Origin of the sequence: Akkermansia sp. 54_46 (genome assembly GCF_001917295.1) — a bacterium.
Taxonomy (GTDB): Bacteria; Verrucomicrobiota; Verrucomicrobiia; order Verrucomicrobiales; family Akkermansiaceae; genus Akkermansia; species Akkermansia muciniphila.
Map to the genome: position 1 here is coordinate 113,968 of NZ_MNUD01000034.1, position 19,858 is coordinate 133,825.

19 protein-coding genes and 1 other RNA gene are annotated in these 19,858 nt (G+C 56.4%); 11 read left to right on the top strand and 9 right to left on the bottom strand.

Annotation, left to right across the window (positions count from 1 at the left end; genetic code table 11):
- Positions 1-36: 36 nt before the first annotated feature.
- The 4 genes from queC to BHW66_RS09075 form a co-directional block, all read right to left on the bottom strand.
- Entirely contained in the window at positions 37-708 is a 672-nt protein-coding gene (gene queC / locus BHW66_RS09060; RefSeq protein ID WP_012420913.1) for a 7-cyano-7-deazaguanine synthase QueC, read from the bottom strand.
- Between the two features lie 8 nt (positions 709-716).
- The gene (gene queF / locus BHW66_RS09065) at positions 717-1,127 is read right to left on the bottom strand and encodes a preQ(1) synthase (RefSeq protein ID WP_022196886.1); all 411 of its coding nucleotides are present in this window, start codon (positions 1,125-1,127) and stop codon (positions 717-719) included.
- Between the two features lie 25 nt (positions 1,128-1,152).
- Positions 1,153-3,588: a mechanosensitive ion channel family protein gene (locus tag BHW66_RS09070; protein ID WP_046436216.1), complete on the bottom strand. Its 2,436-nt coding sequence runs from the start codon at positions 3,586-3,588 to the stop codon at positions 1,153-1,155.
- A 220-nt stretch (positions 3,589-3,808) separates the two neighbouring features.
- Positions 3,809-5,110 carry a glutamate--tRNA ligase family protein gene (locus tag BHW66_RS09075; protein ID WP_046436349.1) on the bottom strand — a complete coding sequence of 434 codons (1,302 nt, stop codon included), beginning with the start codon at positions 5,108-5,110 and terminating at the stop codon, positions 3,809-3,811.
- A gap of 151 nt (positions 5,111-5,261) precedes the next feature.
- Here BHW66_RS09075 and tatC point away from each other — a divergent pair, with 151 nt between their 5' ends.
- Together tatC and BHW66_RS09085 are read left to right on the top strand one after the other, a co-directional pair.
- Entirely contained in the window at positions 5,262-6,410 is a 1,149-nt protein-coding gene (tatC, locus tag BHW66_RS09080; protein ID WP_022196971.1) for a twin-arginine translocase subunit TatC, read from the top strand.
- 24 nt (positions 6,411-6,434) lie between these two features.
- On the top strand, positions 6,435-7,271 hold the full coding sequence (locus BHW66_RS09085) for an undecaprenyl-diphosphate phosphatase (RefSeq protein WP_046436218.1): 837 nt from the start codon (positions 6,435-6,437) through the stop codon (positions 7,269-7,271).
- A gap of 189 nt (positions 7,272-7,460) precedes the next feature.
- On the opposite strand, the gene BHW66_RS09090 is transcribed toward BHW66_RS09085, so the two are convergent.
- Positions 7,461-8,267 carry a hypothetical protein gene (locus BHW66_RS09090; RefSeq protein ID WP_022196973.1) on the bottom strand — a complete coding sequence of 269 codons (807 nt, stop codon included), beginning with the start codon at positions 8,265-8,267 and terminating at the stop codon, positions 7,461-7,463.
- Positions 8,268-8,394: 127 nt separating this feature from the next.
- On the opposite strand from BHW66_RS09090, the gene BHW66_RS09095 reads away from it, so the two are divergent.
- Entirely contained in the window at positions 8,395-9,231 is an 837-nt protein-coding gene (locus tag BHW66_RS09095; RefSeq protein ID WP_128191330.1) for a hypothetical protein, read from the top strand.
- Positions 9,232-9,585, top strand: coding sequence for a YkgJ family cysteine cluster protein (locus BHW66_RS09100; RefSeq protein ID WP_094139600.1), 354 nt, complete (start codon positions 9,232-9,234; stop codon positions 9,583-9,585).
- 85 nt (positions 9,586-9,670) lie between these two features.
- Here BHW66_RS09100 and aroA read toward each other — a convergent pair whose 3' ends face one another.
- A complete protein-coding gene (gene aroA, locus BHW66_RS09105; RefSeq protein WP_217730134.1) occupies positions 9,671-10,978 on the bottom strand; it encodes a 3-phosphoshikimate 1-carboxyvinyltransferase in 1,308 nt (435 codons plus the stop codon).
- A 367-nt stretch (positions 10,979-11,345) separates the two neighbouring features.
- Between aroA and rnpB the strand changes: the two genes are divergently transcribed.
- From rnpB to BHW66_RS09130, 5 genes are all read left to right on the top strand, one after another.
- Positions 11,346-11,764: RNase P RNA component class A (gene rnpB, locus BHW66_RS09110), an RNA gene on the top strand.
- A 140-nt stretch (positions 11,765-11,904) separates the two neighbouring features.
- The gene (murA, locus tag BHW66_RS09115) at positions 11,905-13,182 is read left to right on the top strand and encodes a UDP-N-acetylglucosamine 1-carboxyvinyltransferase (protein ID WP_022196978.1); all 1,278 of its coding nucleotides are present in this window, start codon (positions 11,905-11,907) and stop codon (positions 13,180-13,182) included.
- Positions 13,183-13,263: 81 nt separating this feature from the next.
- Entirely contained in the window at positions 13,264-13,533 is a 270-nt protein-coding gene (locus BHW66_RS09120) for an HU family DNA-binding protein (RefSeq protein WP_012420924.1), read from the top strand.
- Between the two features lie 131 nt (positions 13,534-13,664).
- Complete coding sequence (gene aroC / locus BHW66_RS09125; protein WP_046436231.1) at positions 13,665-14,750, top strand: chorismate synthase; 1,086 nt, start codon at positions 13,665-13,667, stop codon at positions 14,748-14,750.
- A 32-nt stretch (positions 14,751-14,782) separates the two neighbouring features.
- Positions 14,783-15,676 (top strand): hypothetical protein, encoded by an 894-nt coding sequence (locus tag BHW66_RS09130; protein WP_022196980.1) that lies wholly within the window; start codon positions 14,783-14,785, stop codon positions 15,674-15,676.
- Between the two features lie 205 nt (positions 15,677-15,881).
- On the opposite strand, the gene BHW66_RS09135 is transcribed toward BHW66_RS09130, so the two are convergent.
- The 3 genes from BHW66_RS09135 to BHW66_RS09145 form a co-directional block, all read right to left on the bottom strand.
- Positions 15,882-16,316, bottom strand: a complete 435-nt coding sequence (locus BHW66_RS09135) for a flavodoxin domain-containing protein (RefSeq protein WP_022196981.1) — start codon at positions 16,314-16,316, stop codon at positions 15,882-15,884.
- 143 nt (positions 16,317-16,459) lie between these two features.
- Positions 16,460-16,939 carry a hypothetical protein gene (locus tag BHW66_RS09140; protein WP_102737345.1) on the bottom strand — a complete coding sequence of 160 codons (480 nt, stop codon included), beginning with the start codon at positions 16,937-16,939 and terminating at the stop codon, positions 16,460-16,462.
- Between the two features lie 93 nt (positions 16,940-17,032).
- Positions 17,033-17,890, bottom strand: a complete 858-nt coding sequence (locus BHW66_RS09145) for a metallophosphoesterase (RefSeq protein WP_253822211.1) — start codon at positions 17,888-17,890, stop codon at positions 17,033-17,035.
- 153 nt (positions 17,891-18,043) lie between these two features.
- Between BHW66_RS09145 and BHW66_RS09150 the strand changes: the two genes are divergently transcribed.
- Positions 18,044-18,736 carry a hypothetical protein gene (locus BHW66_RS09150; protein WP_022196984.1) on the top strand — a complete coding sequence of 231 codons (693 nt, stop codon included), beginning with the start codon at positions 18,044-18,046 and terminating at the stop codon, positions 18,734-18,736.
- Between the two features lie 45 nt (positions 18,737-18,781).
- Positions 18,782-19,789 carry a GGGtGRT protein gene (locus tag BHW66_RS09155; RefSeq protein ID WP_012420931.1) on the top strand — a complete coding sequence of 336 codons (1,008 nt, stop codon included), beginning with the start codon at positions 18,782-18,784 and terminating at the stop codon, positions 19,787-19,789.
- Positions 19,790-19,858 lie beyond the last annotated feature (69 nt).

Consider the following 19,858-nt stretch of genomic DNA (forward strand, 5'->3'; position numbering starts at 1 on the left):
ATTTTTCCTTAGCGTTTCATTCCTGGCATTTGGATGCTATTCCGCAGGCGCATAAGCCGTTGGATCCGGAATTCCGGCTTCCCTGAAGGCTTCCCGGCGTTCCATGCAGGTGGAACAGACGCCGCAGTGGACGGCTCCGCCCTTGTAGCAGGAATAGGTGCGGGAAAAGTCCACGCCCAAATCCTGGCCCATGGCGGCGATGCCGCCCTTGGACATGTGGATGAAAGGGCGCAGGATGCCCAGACCGGCATAGGTTCCCAGGCGAATGGCTTCCGTCATGGCGGCCATGAATTCCTCCCGGCAGTCCGGATAGATGCTATGGTCCCCGGAATGGGCCGCAATGACGAGCTGCTGCGCCCCGCAGCTTTCCGCAACCCCGGCGGCGATTGACAGGAAGATGCCGTTGCGGAAGGGGACGACGGTCTGCTTCATCAGTTCTTCATCATAGGAACCGTCCGGAATATCGTCCGCGCCGGAGAGGAGGGCTGATTTCAAATGGGAGGAGATGGAGGAAATGTCAATCACGCGGTGTTCTATGCCCAGACTGGCGGCCTGCCAGGCAGCGCATTTCAGCTCTCGTTCCGCGTGGTTGGAGGCATAGTCAAAGCTGAGGGCCACCCGGACGCGGTGGTTCCGGTGGGCCCAGTGCAGGGCTACGCTGGAGTCCAATCCCCCGCTGAGCAGTACGGCTGTTTCCATTTTGTCCATGGTCTGGATTACAGGGGGCGGTTTTCCGGATTGTGTTCGGCTGTTGCGGTCAGCTGGATGCCGCCGCGGGGGGAGAAGCGGCCTTCCACCTTCAGCCACCGCGGGGAAATGGCGGCCACCAGATCATCCGTGATGCGGTTGACGATTTGTTCATTAAAAGCCGGATAGTTGCGGTAGGAGGCCAGGTAGTATTTGAGAGATTTGGTTTCCACGCACTTTTCCGCCGGAACGTAGGTGATCGTCAGGTGACAGGAATCCGGTTGACCGGTAACGGGGCAGAGGGAGGAAAATTCATGGGTGTCCAGCGTGATGGTGTAGGGACGCGTGCCGCGGTTGGGGAAGGATTCCAGCCTGGCGTCGTCGGGATTGGTAAAGAAGGAGCTTTGAGAGCCTAATAGAGTCAGATGGTCGTCGGACATGGTTGTTGTATATGGTAATGGATGTTCAGGTCCCCTGGACGGGGGCTCCGCCGGGGAATTCTTTCACGTACAGGTCCTGTTGAGGGAATGGGATGGAAATGCCGTGTTCATTGAACGCATTATAGATGTGTTCCCGCACGGAGGAAAGGCTGGAGGACTTTGTCATGACGGGAACCCAGACCCATACGCCCAGATTGACGGCACTGTCTCCGAAACTGTCCAGCACCACGCTGGTTTTCTTGACTTTGGAAAGGAATGGCAGGGTTGCCAGCGTTTCCAGAATGATTTTGCGCGCCCTTTCCACGTCCGTCCCGTAGGAAATGCCCACTTCCACCTTCACGCATTCGAATTTGTGGTTGCGGGTCATGTTGCGGAAGTTCTTGTTGAAAAGCTGGGAGTTCTGGAAGGCGATGATAGAGCCGTCCAGCGTCTCGATCATGGTGGAGCGGTAGCCCAGGGAGGAGACGCGGCCCCGGTAGCCGTCGCATTCAATCATGTCGCCCTGGCGCAGGCGACCCAGCATTAGGGAGAGGCCGCTGATGATGTTTTCAATGGTATCTTTCAGGGCGAAGCCGATGCCCATGCTCAAGCCTCCCATGACCATCAGCAGCCCGTTGTAGTTGGCGTTCATGATGATAAGCGCCGTAAAAACGAAGAGCCCCCAGAGAAAAAGGGTGGAGAGTGTCACGAAGGTGGGGATGGTGCCTACTTCATAATCTTCTCCATAGATTTCATGCAGCGTATTTTTCCCCAAGAATATCAAGTAGTTGAGAACAATGGCCATCAGGATGACCGTGATGACGCTGCTCCAGCTGAAAGTGAGCAGATCCTTGATTTCCGTGGTTGCGAAAATTTTATTAATGATGAGGTCCCCCATGTCGAAGGTGGCGGCGGGCCAGATGATGCTGAACAGGATGAGGAAAATGGTCAGGCAGGGAAGCAGCAGCTTGGAGATGAAGGGGCGGAACCACAGGATGGCCCTCTTGTTCCGTTCCTTCCGGCGGTTTTCATAATGGTGGAGCAGATCCCACAGCCCCACCAGCAGCAGGATGCTGGTCATCAGCATGATCCAGGTCATCAGCACCAGGAAGGCCATGAAGCTGAATCCAGTCCAGCACAGGACGCTGCCCAGGATGGTGAATACCAGAGATACGGTGGAGAAAAAACGGTCCAGCCGGGGCAGCTTGTGCCTCTGCCGCACCCAGGTCAGCAGGGAGAAGAGGGAAACCAGCGTGAACAGGATGGGCATGGAAATGTCCACGATGATGTTGGGGGCCATGAACATGCGCAGAAGCATGAAGAATCCGCCCAGAAGTAGATAGGGCATGTAGATGCGGATGCCGGAGTTAATGGTGCCATACGGAAGGCGCGTGACCAGGGAGAACAGGATGGCGCTGACCAGAAGAAGGAATTCCGCGCCCAGGGAGGCCGCGCTCTCCAGCAGGTAGTTCGGCGTGCGCAGTGAGGCAATGACGAGGATCAGAGCCACGATAAGAATGGTGGTGACGTTGGCGAAAGCATGGCGTTTGTTGTAATGCCCCGTCTTTTTCAATGTATTTCGGAATCCCAGGAAGATGATGAGGCGGGAGAGGCAGTAGGAGCACAGGATGATTCCCAGCAGGATAAGTCCGTAATGCTTGAGCGTTTCCGGGTCTGATGGAAGCTGGAGCTTGCTGTCCGCGGATGTTTCCCATACGCTCATGCATATTTCATACGTTTTGAGCGGCTTGAGAAAGATATACCTGGCCGCATGGGAGGGGGTGTAGAATATCCTGTTGAACAGGGAGGTGAACATTTGGGCGCTTTCATAGTTCAGCGCGTCTATCTTCCTGTCCAGATTATTGAAAAGTTCCTTAAGGTAAATAAACTGCTCCTTTTCTCCCTGAAGGGATTTTTCCAGCTCCTGGCAGGCATACAGAGCTTCGTCCCTCTGCACCAGGGATGGTTCCGACAGGTTGGCCGTGTTGACTTCCTCCAGGGATTCCGCCAGTTTTTCTATGCGTTCTATTTCCTTGCTCAGCCGTTCCTCCTGTTCCTGGAAGTCCGGTTTTTGGGCGTAATACATTTCCACCAGCCTGGTGGCGGCCTTGCAGTAAAAAGCCAGCGTAAAGATTTTTTGATCGTCCAAGGCGTAAAGCACGGCGGACATTTCATATACCCTAGTGTCAAAATAATTGTAGGTGGCGTCCGCATTCTTTACCAGCACTTCCCGGACGGCCATCCTTTTTTCCTCATTCTTTTTCAGGATGGTGATTTCATGGCACAGGGCCATGATAACCGCATCCATTTCCGATTGGTTCGGCTGCGTCTGAGGCTGTTCCTGCTTGGCTTCCTCCGCCTGTTCCGGGGCGGCGGAAGGCGGTTCCGCCTGCTGTGCGGACGCAGAACCTGCGGCCAGAACCCCCGCCAGAAAAAAGGCGGCGCAGCGGCGGAAAAAGATCCGGTAATCAGGGATGCTCATGAATGGTCCCTGTTCTAGGGGCTGCGGGCATTACGGTCAAGGTTATATATTTTTCCTGCTGACGGAGGGGGAGATTCTCAGGAAAAGCCCGTTTTCTTCAAAGCAGGACGTAGGAAAGGGCAGGGCATTTTCCGTGAATTCGGAAAATGCCCTTTCGTAAACAGGAAACGCTCCGGAAATCTTCCGGAGCGTTTGAAGAGAAAGCTGATTCCGGCGGGAATCAGTCCAGGGAAAAGGAACGGATTCTCCTTACGGTTTCCTCCCGGCCCAGCAGGGAAAAGACGGAGGAAAGATCCGGGCCGCCGCTTAACCCGGTGAGGGCCACCCGGGCAGGGAACATCACGGCCCCCATTTTTACGCCGTTTTCCTTGGCAAAGGCTTTCAGCACGCCAATGAGTTCATGACCATCCCATTCCGGTTCCTGTTCCAGCCTGTCCGCCAGTTTGAAAAGCAGTTCCAGGGCTTCCGGCTGAACCTTGGAGACGGCTTCCGAATCCATGCACAGTTCAAAAAAGAAACGGATTTTATCCGGGACTTCCGCCAGGGTCTGCACCTTCGTTTGCACGGTGGCGATGGCGGCGTCCAGAATCGGGGAATCAGGCAGGCCGGCTTTCAAACAGAAAGGGCGTGCCCGGAGGGCGAATTCTTCCGCAGGCAGGGCGATGATGTGCTGCTGGTTGACCCAGCGGCATTTGGTGATATCGAATTTGGCGGCGGAGTGGTTAACGGCTTCCAGAGAGAAGCGTTCGATCAGCTCCTGAGGGGAGAAAATTTCCGTATCGTCCTTGGGGGACCAGCCCAGCAGGGCCAGAAAGTTCATGACGCCTTCCGGCAGAAAGCCTTCTTCCGGGTAGGTTCCCAGGGCGGCGCCCACGTCACGCTTGGACATTTTGGAGCCGTCCTGATTCAAAATCAGCGGCATGTGGGCGAAAACAGGGGGAGTGACGCCGAAGGCCTCAAACAGCTGGATGTGCTTGGGCGTGTTCATGATGTGGTCTTCCCCGCGAATGACGTGGGTCATCTTCATCTCAATATCGTCTACCACGTTGACAAAGTGGAAGATGTAGGAACCGTCCGCGCGGCGGATAGCCATGTCCGGGGTGTTGGAGGCGTCCCGGTAGTCAATGGTGATGTCTCCGCAAATCAGGTCATGGAAGGTGACGGGTTTGGAGCGGTCAAAGCGGAAACGCCAGGCTCCTTCATCCTCGTACACGCGGCCGGCGTCCTGGAGCTTCTTGAAATAGGCGTCGTAAATATCGTTGCGCTGGCTTTGAAAATAGGGGCCGCAATCGCCGCCTTTCATGGGCCCCTCATCCCAGTCCAGCCCCAGCCATTCCATGCCGGTGAAGATTGCGCGGGTAGCCTCCTCCGTATTGCGGGCGTTGTCCGTGTCTTCAATGCGGAGGATGAAGGTCCCCCCCATCTTGCGGGCGAACAGCCAGTTGAACAGGGCGGTGCGGGCGCCCCCGATGTGAAGGTAGCCTGTGGGGGAAGGTGCGAATCTTGTTCTGACGTGACTCATGATGGGTAAGAGAGTAAGGGCCTCTCTTCCCGCGTCAAGCAGATACAGGGGGTGCATGCCAAAAAACGGGGATGCGGAGGCAGTGGATTTTTTAGGACGTTGTCGGCCTTGCGGCTTGCGTGGAGAAGGCTTTTAGGCTTCATTTAACGCCGTGTTCTTTTTAAAACACATATTCCGTCTGCGGGAGAAGTGGCAGATTAAAAGGGAAGATGAGGAAAAGCCCTTTCTGGAGCATCTGGACGACCTGCGGACCATGCTGCTGAGGATGGCCCTGTGCCTGACCGTCAGCACAATTCTGTGCGCCGGGTTTGCGTCCAATCTGATGGACATCCTGAGGCGTCCCGTCAACCAGGTGTGGGATATGTTTGAAGAATCCCATCTTCCGGCAGGTATTGGTCTGGATGCCTGGGGCAAGGCCAAGGAAATGGCAACGGCCATGACGAGCCTGGGAGCTTCCCAGCGGGCATTGTTTCTCCGCCAGGTTTCCCCATCCCAGGCAGATTTGACGGAGGCTGCCCTGGTGCTTCGCGGCGCGCAGCCGCTGCCGGAGGACAGGAAGCAGATTTTCATCAGGGAAGGCAGCCCCTCCACGGCCGTGAGGGATCTGGCGGAATCCCTGTATTCCAAAGGAGCCGTGCTGGCAGACGGAACGGGGCGGGGGGCCCTCAAGATGATGAGCGCGTTCCAGCCCGGGGAGGCGTTTATGCTGACCATCAAGCTTTCCCTGTATGCTGGAGTGGTCATTTCCTTCCCGCTTCTGTTGTACTTCCTGCTGCAATTCATCATTCCGGGGCTGCTGGAACATGAACGCAAGCTGCTGTACAAGTGCATGGCTGTCGGTTTTGGTCTCTTCCTGGCCGGAACGCTGTTCTGTTACTTCATCGTCCTCCCGCGGGTATTGACGTTTTTTTACACCTATTCCTTGGAATTCGGCATCTCCAATGAATGGCGCATCGGCTACTACCTGTCCTTCGCCACGCAGATGATTTTAATGTTCGGACTGGCTTTTGAATTGCCTGTGGTAGTGATGCCCTTCGTCAAACTGGGGGTGTTGACCTATGACATGATGAAGTCCACGAGACGCTATGCCATTGTGGCTATCGCCGTCCTGGCTGCGGTCATCACCCCTACGCCGGATGTAGCTACCATGATGCTGATGGCCGTTCCCATGTATGCGCTGTATGAAATATGCATCATTCTGGCCTGGATGCATGAACGCAAGGAAGCCGCGCGCGCCCGGGAGGAAATAGCCCGGTTTGAAGAAGATTTCAACAACAACAATTCTCCCTACAACCAGTAAATACATCCAACCCACGCCAATATCATGAACCTTCTGGAAATTATTATCCTGGGCATTGTAGAGGGCCTGACCGAATATTTGCCGGTCAGCTCCACGGGCCACCTGCTCCTGACGGAATCCCTGCTGAACATGTCCCAGAGCAAGGAAGCTCTGGATGCCCTGGCCGTCTGCATCCAGGGGGGAGCCATCCTGGCGGTTCTGAGCCTGTATTTTCCGAGGGTAAAGGCCATGGCGCAGGGCGTGCGCGGCAATAACCCCGCCGGGCTGAAACTGCTGGTCAACCTCATTCTGGCCTTCCTTCCCGCCGCCGTGGTGGGCCTGTGCTGCGCTTCACTGATTAAGGAATATCTGTTCAACACATATACGGTGGCTTATTCATGGATCGTAGGGGGAGGCGTTATTCTGGCGTATTGCGCCTGGCGCACCAGGGAGGGGCGTTCCAATGAAGGGGACTCCGGCGCCTCCATTGAAAGCCTGACGCCGGGCAAAGCGCTGACGGTGGGTGCGCTCCAGTGCGTGGCCATGATCCCCGGCACCAGCCGGAGCCTGATGACCATGCTGGGAGGCATGTTCGTGGGGTTGAGCGTGGAAGCGGCCGTGGAGTTCAGCTTTTTGCTGGGATTGATTACCCTGGGCGCGGCCACGGTCCATGATGCGTATAAGGACGGAGCTCTGATGCTGGAATCCTTCGGGTGGGAAGCCCTTGCCGTGGGGACGGCGGTCAGCTGGCTTTCCGCATGGCTGGCTGTAAAATGGATGGTATCCTATCTGCAAAGGCACAGTTTTTCCGTATTCGGATGGTACCGCATCGCCATTGGTATCGTGACGCTGGTTCTCCTGTCCATGGGGCTGGTGCATTGAAAAACGGATTCCGGCATTCAAGCACCGGAAAACGTTTTTTTCCGGCAAGGCGGTTCTCTCCCGCAGCGGGAAGCGGGTTTTGAACAATCCCGGAGAAGGTTGGCCGCTGCCTGGACAAAGCCATGACACAGGGCCGTTTTGCATCCCCGGAACAAAACAGCCCTGCGATGAATAGCGTTTCAGGAAAACTTATCTCCTGTGCGTTCCGTGGGAATTCCCGGGATTGGAGGGTTTCGGTGAAGGAGATGAATGAGGGGAGGACGGCCTGCTGGGTGCGCTGGCGGAATGGGGCGGGGAAGAAGGCCGGGAAACGGGAGAGGGCCTGCCGGGACGGTTGATGCCGGAGTGGCCTGGATTGGGGGAGGAAGGCCTTGAAGACGGCAGGGTGGAAGGGCGGCTGGGACGTCCGAAATCCGGTCTGGAGGGACGATTGCCTTCCGGGCGGTTGATGACGGGGCGATTCGTGCCGCCGGGACGGGAAAGATTATTGGCGGAGGGGCGAGAAGGCCGTCCGGGCTGGTTGATTCCCGGATGATGTACTGGCGGTCGCTGTAAATTGCCGGGTTTTCCAAAGTCCGGCCGTTGATTGGGCCGTCCGGGCTGAGGGGCCGGCCTGTTGTTTCCCGGACGGAAATGGTCAGGCCTGAAGTGGGGTTTCATCGGCGGTTTTGCCATGGGGCGGCAGTTATGGGGACGGACATAATGCCCGCGGTAATAAGGAGCCGGCCCCCACGTGGGAATATAGTAATTCGGACGGATCAGGTTGATGGAGTAAATGGGGCTTCCGAACGTGTCGTAGGCATAAATGGGTCTTCCTCCATAATATCCGTAAATGGGGTAGCCGGAGCTGTCATACATGTACGACACGCCGGAACCTCCGCTGCTGTAGGAGCCTGACACGCTGAAATGGTCATAATAAGGATCGTAGCAGCTGGACAAAGCACAGCCGATAGCGGCCGCCAGCAGTGAGTTTTTTAAGATAACGTATGCTTTCATGATGACGAAACGGGGTGAATTATATTTTCCCTTCGCCTGAAAAGCGGCAAGGAAAAAGTACATTTGTTTAAAATTATTTTGCTTGGAAACGCACTTACTGTTGTCTTAGACTGCAAAAACGTTCTACGTGATGGGAATTCTTTTTCAAAATAAAAAAGTCGGTCTGGCTCTGCTGTGCGATAACGCCCCTTATACGCTGGCCATGACTCTGGCTTCCTATGGCAGGTCCGGGCTGCTTGGCTATTTTGACGAAGCATGCGCCGTTTTTCCGGAAAGCGCCGTCAAGGTGCGGGAGACGGCCCTTTCCCATGGGCTTTCCGCGGTGGCCGCCCCAGTGGAAGGCGGTTTTATTGGAGCCCTGCATACGGCGGTCAACGCTCTTGATACGGATTACGTGCTGCTGGCGGAGGATGACTGCATGATCTGGGAACACCTGCGCGGGGAAAACCTGGAAAAGCAGTTGAAACGGGCATTGGACCTGCTGATTTCCGGACAGGCGGATATGGTGCGCCTGCGCCATGCATGGCGCGGTTGCACGCGCTATAAGGCCGCTTATACATATTCCTACTTTTATCCCGTGGAACAGCTAGCCACCATGTGGGTGCATGCGGAAGGTTTGTCGGAAGCGCCGGACTGGATTAAAAGCATCCGGCGCTTCTTTCACCCTCTCCGCTCCAAGCGTTCGATAGGCCGTTGCGTTTATGTGGAGCAGAACCCGCATCTTCGCTTTCCCCAGTACATTACCAAGATTGATGAAGGCTATATTATTGACAGCGAGGTTTTCCAGTGGACCAATCAGCCTACGCTCATCGCACGTTCCAGAATCAGGCAGATTCTGACGGGGCTGGAGCAGATGTCCGGCTCCATCGGGAAATTGCCGCAGGATTTTGAACATGCCGTCAATAGCCCGCGATGGAGGAACGCCCATATGAACATAGGCGTCATCAGGGGAATTTTCACTTAAATGCGTATGGAAAACGGCGGAAAAGCGGTGCGGTATGAATGCACCAGATGCGGCGCGTGCTGCCGCTGGGCCGGGGATGTGTGCATTGAGACGGATGAAATCCACGAGATTTCCCGTTTCCTGAACATGGACGAACAGGTTTTTATTGACACATGCTGCCGGTTGAGAGCCAACCGGCGCGGATTGTCTATCCGGGACGCGGAAGACGGAGCCTGCATGATGCTGACGAAAGACGGCTGCCGGATTAATCCCGTTAAACCCCGCCAGTGCCGGGATTTTCCCAACAAATGGAATTTTCCCGGCTGGCGGGATTTGTGCCGCGCCAGAGAAGTGGGGGAGGAACGGGAAGCATAATATTTGCCGGGATGCCGCAAGATTCTTTTCTTCTTCCGGCATTATTCCATGGACGGGGTGAAATCCGGCCGGAATCTTGTGTTTTTTACAGGAACTGAGCCAGATCCCGTTCAAAACCGGGATAGGACGTATTGATGCATTCCGCATCCGTCACTACGGTTTCTCCCTGTGCGCTGAGTCCGGCCACCAGGAAGCTCATGGCGATGCGGTGGTCCCCATAACTGGATAATTCCGTTCCCTTCAGGGGGGTGCCGCCGTGAACAACCATGCCATCATCAAATTCTTCCACATCCACGCCTATGAGCCGGAGGTTGGCAGCCGTGGTGGCAATGCGGTCCGTTTCCTTGACGCGCAATTCGCGGGCGTTTCGGACGATGAAGTCTCCCCGGCCCAGGGCTCCCGCTACGGCCAGGATGGGTATCTCGTCAATGAGGTTGGGTATTTCTTCCGGGAGGAGGCTGGTGCCGTGCAGGGAATCCGAACCGTACACGGTAATATCGCCGTATGGTTCGCCGGCATCTTCCGGAGAAGTGGGCACGATGTCCATTCGCGCGCCCATCCTTTGCAGAGCGCTGATGACGGCGTTCCGCGTCTTGTTCAGCCCCACCTGGTGCAACGTCAGGCGGGACCCCGGCCGGCTGGCGGCGGCTACCATCCAGAAGGCTGCGGAGGAAATATCTGCCGGGACTGTCAAATTATGGGCGACGGGGAGAGCCGGCCCGCAGGTTCCGACGGTAAGTCCATCCACGGTGCAGGGAACGCCGAAATGGCGGAACAGGCGTTCTGTATGGTCGCGGGTGGCGGCCGGCTGGCGCACGGTAGTGGTTCCGTCCGCAAACATGCCCGCCAATAGAATGGCGCTTTTAACCTGGGCGCTGGCCATGGGAAGCGCGTAGGAAATAGGGTGCACCCGCCCGCCGTGAATGCTCAGCGGAGCACAGCCCGGTTTGGTTCCCCGGGCTTCAATCCGCGCTCCCATTTGTTCCAGCGGCTGCATGATGCGGCCCATGGGGCGGGAGCTCAGGGAAGCGTCTCCAAACATTTCCGAATCAAAGGGGCAGGCGGCCAGCATCCCGGCCAGCAGCCTCATGCCCGTACCGGAATTGCCGCAGTCGATGGGCCGTTCAGGAGCCTTGGGGCTCATGGCGACGCCCGTAATTCGGAAGCGGACGGGACCGTATCCCTGCCGTTCTTCCAGCACATCCACTTTGGCGCCCAGCTGCTCCATGGCGCGCAGGGTATTCAAGCAATCTTCACTGCATAGAAAATTATCCACTTCCGTCACTCCTTGCGCCAGGCCTCCCAGAATGGCGGCGCGGTGGGAAATGCTTTTGTCTCCGGGTACGGTCAGTACCCCTTGCAGGGAGGAAATGGAATGGGAATGAAGGTTCATGAGTTTCCGGAATAACTACCCTGTATCGGCTGCCGAATCAAGCCAATTACGAGACGGGCGGAGGCATCAGGGGACATTCCAGAATGGAGTTGATTTTCCGGGACGGTAGCGTATATTCATGTGCGTTATCGGCTGCATCCCCCTGAAAAGAAGGAGAGAGCTTTTCAGGATCAATGGATCAAGCTGGTTTTCATAGGTAGTAAGTTGGAGCGGCCACGGGAGCAGTCCTGTGGCCGCTTTGCCTTATTCAGGGAAGAGGGCGCCCATTGGCTTGAAGAAGGAAGCGGAAGGAAGAAAGAAACAAAATTCTTTCCATGTCTGCTTTGGGCTTTACCGCGAGCCGATGAAAGCGTATGTAGTCCATGCCGATCAGGTTCGGGTGGTCGCTGTTCCGGTCTCCGGACCGGAGTAGAGGAAAGTCCGGACATCACAAGGCAGCGTGTCCCGTGAAAGCGGGAGACGGGAATCTCCCAAGGGTTCCCGGACGGAAAGTGCCACAGAAAACAAACCGCCCGGATGGGGTTCTCCTCATGCCGGGCAAGGGTGAAAAGGGGAGGTAAGAGCTCACCGCTCCGAGGGTGACCAAGGAGGCATGGTAAACCCCGCGCGATGCAAGACAAACAGGGGAAGGGTCGCCTGCCCGCCGGATCCCCGGGTATTAGTCGCATCCGTTTCGTGAAAGCGAACGGGCGCGCGGAACGTCTGACCGCGGTCCGCGTGAGAAAAATGACCGCACAGCCGGCTCTGTCCGGCGGACAAAATCTGGCTTACAGAACCTGGTCGGCTCCTGCTTTTTTACCATGCCGTTTTCCTTCCCTCTTTTCGGGGGAAGAGAAACATCCGGGAATTTGTCCCGTTCCGGGGGCTCTTTGGGGTTGCATGGGCGTTTTAAATGTGTAGAATCCGTCACCTAATTGCAACCCACTATGGAGAAGCTTGTCGTACATGGAGGTTTTACGCTGAGGGGAGCCGTCAATATCAGCGGGTCCAAAAATGCCTCCCTGCCTATTTTGGCCGCATCCCTGCTGACGGATGAGCCTGTAGTGGTGCGCCGGGTTCCGGATGTTTCCGATACCAATTTCATGGTTCAGATCATGGGCCAGCTGGGAGCCTCCGTGGAACGGTCCAGCGGCAATGTGCGCGTGGAAGCCAGGAGTCTGCATTCCGAAGCCGCTTATGAACAGGTACGCAAGATGCGCGCCTCCATCTGCCTGATGGGGCCCTTGATGGCCCGCATGCAGCGGTGCGTGATTCCCCTGCCGGGCGGCTGTGTGATTGGCGACCGTCCTGTGGATCTGCATATCAGGGCCATCCAGGCATTGGGGGCACAGGTGCAGATTGAGCGCGGCAACCTGATTATTGAAGCTCCCAGGGGGTTGAAAGGAGCCACGGTGGATTTGAGCGGCGACCACGGCCCCACCGTTCTGGGAACGGACAACCTGATGATGGCCGCCGTATTGGCGGAAGGCACCACCGTTATTGAATCCGCAGCCTCCGAACCGGAAGTGGTGGATCTGGCGAACTTTTTAATCAAGATGGGCGCCAATATTCAAGGTGCGGGAACGCGCCGGATCGTCATTGAGGGAGTGGAAAAGCTCCGTGGCTGCAACCATACCGTTATCCCGGACCGCATTGAGGCCGGCACCTTTATGGTGGCGGCGGCCATGATGGGGGATGGCGTGACCCTGCGGCGCGTGTGTGAGGAACACATGACTGTGGTGACGGATTTGCTCCGGAAGTGCGGCCACCACGTGGAATTCAACGAGCGGGGGGATACGGTCACCATCATTGCCGGGAAAACGCCCAAATGCGGAGAAATCAAGACTGCCCCGTATCCCGGCTACCCCACGGACATGCAGGCCCAGATGACGGCTCTCTTCGCCACCACGCCGGGCATCTCCGTGGTGAAGGATACTATTTTCCCGCAGCGTTTCATGCACTGCTCCGAACTCAAGCGCATGGGGGCGGACATCAAGGTGGATAACGGCACCGCCGTCATTTCCGGAGTGGAAACGCTCAGCGGCGCCCCCGTCATGGCCTCCGACCTGCGGGCCTCCGCCGCCCTGGTGCTGGCAGCCCTGAAGGCGGAAGGCACTACGGAAATCCACCGCCTGTACCATATTGACCGAGGCTATGAAATGATTGACGAAAAACTCCTGGCCATCGGCGCTGCAGTAGAAAGGCTGCCGGATGACGACAATTAACGCCGTTTTAGGTCCTGATTTTCCTTCATACCGCATTTTTTCTTTACTGTCAGGGCTCCATATGCTATTCACCGAAGTCCTATGAACAAGGCTCAACTGATCGAACTGATTCAAAGCAAGCTGGGTGCTGATACGACCAAGAAGCACGCTGAAGAAGCTCTGGCCGCTGTACTGGAATCCATCAAGGAAGGCGTGAAGGAATCCGGCAAGGTGCAGATCATTGGCTTTGGTACTTTTGCTACCAAGACCCGTGAAGCCCGTACCGGCCGCAACCCGAAGACCGGCAACACGATCAATATTCCCGCCTCCAAGACGGTTGCTTTCAAGGCATCTTCCGCCTTGAAGGACTAAGACGGCAACTCCTTCTCAAGGGAGTACTTTTCTTTCAGCACCCCCGTCCTTTGAGGACAGGGGTGTTTTTTATGTCCCGCTGCGGATGCCCACGGCTTGACCGGATGAACGCCGCCGTCTAGAATGCCGCCATGTCCAGCAGTTTTGGTCAGGTGTTCAGAATTTCTACCTGGGGTGAATCCCATGGAACTGGGGTAGGCGTGGTGATTGATGGTTGCCCGTCCCTCGTCCCGGTGATGGAAGAAGACATTCAGCGGGAGCTGGACCGGCGCAGGCCGGGACAAAGCGACATCGTAACCCCCCGCAGGGAGGAAGACCGCGCGGAAATCCTTTCCGGAGTGCTGGACGGCAAAACCCTGGGAACGCCTATCGCCATCAGTGTTCGGAACAAGGATCACCGCTCTTCCGCCTATGACGAGATGGCCAGCACGTACCGGCCTTCCCATGCGGACTACACATACGACGCTAAATACGGTATTCGCGCCTGGGCAGGGGGGGGCCGGGCCTCCGCACGGGAAACCATCGGCCGCGTCGCAGCCGGAGCCGTGGCCAGGGCTGTACTGAAGCAGGCTTTTCCCGACATGGAGGTCATAGCCTGGGTGGATCAGGTTCACCATGTGAAAGCTTCCGTGGACTGGGAGGCCGTGACGGCTTCCGTTATTGAAAGCAACATCGTTCGTACGGCGGATTCCTCCGCTGCGGAAGCCATGATCGCTGCCATCAAGGAAGCTCGTGACTCCGGAAACTCCTTGGGCGGCGTGGTCAAATGCGTGGTGCGCGGCTGCCCTCCCGGGCTGGGTGACCCGGTCTTTGACAAGCTGGACGCTACGCTAGCCCACGCCATGATGAGCATTCCCGCCACCAAGGCTTTCGCCGTGGGTTCCGGTTTTGAAGCGGCGGGCATGACCGGTCTGGAACATAATGACCCTTTTTACATGCAGGGCCGCCGGGTGCGTACCGCCACCAACCACTCCGGCGGTATTCAGGGAGGCATCTCCAACGGGGAGGACATTCTGATGCGCATCGGCTTCAAGCCTACGGCCACCTTGATGATTGACCAGCAGACGGTCAACAGGGACGGGGAGGATGCCCGGCTCAAGGGCAGGGGACGGCATGATGCCTGCGTACTGCCGCGCGCCGTGCCCATTGTGGAGGCCATGGCCTGGCTCTGCCTGTGCGACCACTACCTGCGCCAACGCTGCCAGAGGGCTTTGTAACAACCGGTTTCACGGCTTCTTTTCCCTCACTCATGGATTCCTCCCTCACATTTTACCTGGTTCTGGGCGCATTGCTGCTGGGTTTCATCGTGCTCGGCATGCTGAAGGGGATGATTAAGATGCTCCTGTTCGGTGCGGCAGTGCTCTCTTCCGTAGCCGCTTACTTCTGGCTATCCAAATACGGTTTCACCTACCTCTCTTTCATCACCAGCGATCCTCGGGAATGGATGGTCACTGTGCTGTCCGTCGGAGGCGCGGCGGCGGTCTTCTTTGTCTTTATGCACGGTCTCTTCTGGTTCAGCGACGTCTTCTCCTGGGGACGGCGCATGGGCTTCGGCGGGACCAAGGGAATCGTCACGACGGTACTGATGGCGGCAGTCGTATGCTGGGTGGGAGTCATGTGCATCTTCTTTTACGGCTCCATGGCGGAAATGACCCGCGCCCGAGAACTGGCCCTGTACCACATGGACCCCAACCGCACCATTTCCCTCCCTGCCATTTATTCCATCAAAAAGTCCATCATGGACAACCCCCACCTGAGCTGGCTGGAAAAAATATCTCCGGAGCATGATCCGGAACGGCTTTCCCTGGCAAAAATGATCGCCTACCTGGTGACGCTCAGTCCGGAGCTCTCCGACCAGCGGCGCACCCAGCTGGACTGCTATATGCCCCGTTCCCGCATTACCAGCCGCGTGCTAAGCCTGAAAAGCCTGAGCGAAGACCCCGCCATCCGTCTTCTGGTGCAGAAGGGGGATATGCAGGGCTTATACAATGACGTCAAGCTGACCCGCTTTCTGGAAGACCACGATGTCCGTTCCGTCCTGTCCCAACTGGATGTTGATCGTGTGCTGGGCTTTGTCACGGAAATTCGCCGGACGGCCCCAGCCGGAAATGAATACATTCCCGAAGCCACGCCAATTGAGTGATAAACGCGGATTTTTTGTTCCGCCGTAGTGGATTCGTTCCTTTTATCCGCCTTTAATTCAAGAAAAAATCAGGGAATTATCCCCCCTTGCGCCCGAACCGGAAAAAGAGAGTTCCTGCTTTTTTAGGAAAAAGCGCTTCCTCCAGGCGTTCGTCCCGGAAGAAGCGCTCTTTTGAAGATAAGATGACTGAAATCTTGAAAAAACATCAGGAGAGTTTTTCCGCGATGGCATCCACCCATTCCGGGAAGGTGTCATCATGGTCTCCATTGGAAAGCACTACCGGCAGAAGCCTTTGCGCTTTCAAACGTTCCAGGAAGGAATCGAAGTCCTTGCCAGCCTGGCAGAAGTTTTCATAAAATTCATCTCCAAGGGCAAAAACGGCGTAGCTTACCTCGGACAAATCTTCCGAAGAGTCCTTCAATTCCTGATGGAGGGCCTCTGCGTTGGTGGGAGGTTCTCCGTCCCCCCACGTACTGGTGATGACCAGCAGCGTTCCCGCATTCTTCAACTGTTCCACCGTCATACCTTCCATGTCAACCACCTTTGCCTGATGGCCGAGCTTGGTCAATTTTGCCCGCGCGTCCTGGGCCAGACTCTCCGAATTGCCGGTTTCCGTTCCGTAGATAATAGTGATTTCCATGCGTTCTGATTATTGGTTCGACAACGAAAGTTAGATTGAACTAATTAAACAGGCAAGACAAAACAGCGGAACGACGGTTGAATTTTTCTTCCTTGTTCATCCTTCCGGGTAACTGGTTTTCCGGAAAATTCTCCGATGCCATACTACTCTCGTTTGATTATCAAAGTATTCGGATGCTGTGGAAAGGTGAAGCACCAGCCGAAAAGACGCGCAAAACGGTAGTATAATCCCTTGCGGCAGGAATTTTGGCTGGTCATGATATCGTAAAAAGCCAGGTCAATCTGGCTTCTGGAAATAGGGGCTCCATTCATTTTGGCGTGCAGCATGGCGTCGTGGAACAGGGAAGGGAGGAGCATATCCGGAGGGGTGGACCCCCAGGTGACGCCGTCCCAGCCATAGCCGGGAGTAATGCTGAAACGACCGCCCTCCGCCTGCATGCGTATGGATGGGTCATACACGCTGACGGCTGTCCAGCGGCCAAAATCCGCCTTTTTTCTTCCGCTGGTCCAGCTGATGGCGTTTTTAGTGATGTAGAAAGGCTTGTCTTCATAGAGGGTTCCTTCATACCAGCCTGCCACGGGTTCCGGAGCCGCGGCTGGCGTGGAGCAGGATTTCAGAAACATGGCTGCACATATTGTTGTGAACAATATGTAAATACAATGTGAATAAGAAATAAAGGGCATGAGGGGACGGAGCGTTATCCGGATAGTTGTTTCTTATTGGATTTCCAGCACGATGATTTCCGGAGGGCAGCAGAAGCGCAGGGGAAGAACGCTGCATCCCAAACCTCGGGTAATGAGGAAGGGAGTTCCGTTCAGCTGGGACCAGGGATAGGAAAATTTGACCTTCTCTCGTGAGATGTTTGCCAGGGCCCTGCCTCCGGGAAGGCATATCTGGCCTCCGTGGGTATGCGTGCTGATGACGAGGTCCGCCGTGCCGGGAGCCAGCAGGGGAAAAATGTCGGGTACATGTGAAAGAAGGATATGCGGAATATCCGGGGAAAAACGCAGAGGCAATTCCTCCGGCCTGATTCTCAGGTGGTAGTCGTCCCTGACGGAAGAGAGCTGCAGCTCACGGCCTCCGGGAAGGTGCAGCAGCAGGGAATCATTCCACATGGGCAGGATGCCCAGCCCGGAAAACATGTTGCGCCATAAGTTCCAGCCGTAATACTGGTCATGGTTGCCCTGCACGGCAAAAATGCCGAGAGGGGCTTTCAACATCTTGAAATATTCCCGGGCCGTCTCCGGGGCCATGCTGCTCTCCCTCGTGTGGCCGTTGGCATAATCCCCCAGCAGGAAAATCATATCCGGCCGAGCTTCCATGATTGTTTCCATGTACTTGTGTGCCAGATCGCCTCCGTTCGGACGCAGATGGAAATCCCCGGCAATCGCGATGCGGAGGGGAGGGCCTTCTTTTCTCTTCCACTGAGGCATCTCCATCGCAGCCGTGACGGTTTCCACACGCCTGGGTTCCACCTGCCATGCCCACATGAATAAGGAGAAGCCAATCATCAATATTGGGACAAAGATGATTGCCAATTTGTTGAGAAAGGGTCGGCGTGGTCGTGACTTCATGCAGGGCAGGGCTCCTGACTGATTATGAGGCCTTTTAACCGATTTTCAATCATTCGTGTTTGCTAATCGGGAATTTGCTGGTATGATCCGTCCCGCTCAAGGTAGGGCTGTCCGATGACTGCAGCTCTATCTTCATATTAACATCCTAATACCATGCAGTTTACACACGAAATCGAACAAATGTGTTGCGTCAAGAAAGGCTGCAACCATGGTCCGGCCCCTATCCCGCAGGAAGGCAACTGGACGCAATCCAGGGAAATCACGGATATTTCCGGCCTGACCCACGGCGTGGGCTGGTGCGCTCCCCAGCAGGGCACCTGCAAACTGACGCTGAATGTCAAAAACGGCATCATTGAAGAAGCACTCGTGGAAACCAGCGGCTGCTCCGGCATGACCCATTCCGCCGCCATGGCTGCGGAAATCCTGCCCGGCAAGACCGTACTGGAAGCAATGAACACGGACCTCGTGTGCGACGCCATCAACACCGCCATGCGCGAACTGTTCCTGCAGATCGTGTACGGCCGCACCCAGAGCGCTTTCTCTGAAGGAGGCCTTCCCATCGGCGCCGGTCTTGAAGACCTCGGCAAGGGGCTTCGCTCCCAGATTGGCACCCTGTACGGCACCCGCGCCAAGGGCCCCCGCTATTTGGAAATGGCTGAAGGCTACATTACCAAGCTTGCCCTGGATGAAGACGGTGAAATCATCGGCTACGAGTTTGTGCGCATGGGGCCGATGATGGAAATGATCAAGAAGGGCGTGGACGCCAACGAAGCCGTCGCCAAATGCACGGGCAACTACGGTCGTTTCGACGAGGCAGCCAAGTACATTGATCCTCGTCACGAATGAGATTGAATTAAAAAGAGTATCTTAACTTCAAGCACTATTACTATTATGCCTCTTTTCGAATCCTACGACCGCCGCATCAAGCAGATCAATGAAGCCCTGGCCAAATACGGCATCGGCTCCATTGAAGAAGCGGAACAACTCTGCCTTTCCAAGGGAATCAACCCCCGTGAAATTGTGAACGGCATTCAGCCCATCGCGTTTGAAAACGCCGGCTGGGCCTATGTGGTGGGAGCCGCCATCGCCATCAAGAAGGGCTGCACGAAAGCCGCCGACGCTGCTGAAGCCATCGGAGAAGGCCTTCAGTCCTTCTGCATTCCCGGCTCCGTTGCGGATGAACGCAAGGTGGGCCTGGGCCACGGCAACCTGGCCGCCATGCTCCTGCGCGATGAAACGGAATGCTTCTGCTTCCTGGCCGGGCACGAATCCTTTGCCGCCGCTGAAGGTGCCATCGGTATTGCCAAGTCCGCCAACCGCGTCCGCAAGCAGGATCTCCGCGTCTGCCTGAACGGCCTCGGCAAGGATGCCGCGTACATCATCTCCCGCATCAACGGGTTTACATATGTGCAAACCAAGTTCGACTATGCCACAGGCAAGCTGAACATCATCCAGGAGAAAGCTTTCTCCAAGGGCCCCAAAGCCGCCGTGCGCGTGTATGGCTGCGATGATGTGCGCGAAGGCGTGGCTGTCATGTGGAATGAAGGCGTGGACGTTTCCATTACCGGAAACTCCACCAACCCCACCCGCTTCCAGCACCCGGTGGCCGGCACCTACAAGAAGGAATGCAATGAGAAGGGCAAGAAGTACTTCTCCGTGGCTTCCGGCGGCGGCACGGGCCGTACCCTGCACCCGGACAACATGGCGGCCGGTCCCGCCTCCTACGGCATGACTGACACCATGGGCCGCATGCACTCCGATGCCCAGTTCGCCGGTTCTTCCTCCGTGCCCGCCCATGTGGAAATGATGGGCCTCATCGGCATGGGCAATAACCCGATGGTTGGCGCTTCCGTAGCGGTGGCCGTGGCTGTTGAAGAAGCCGCCAAGCAGAACGCCTGAGCGAGCAGCTGATCAAAAAAACCGCAGAGCCGCTTTCCCTAATCGGGAAAGCGGCTCTTTTAGCAATTG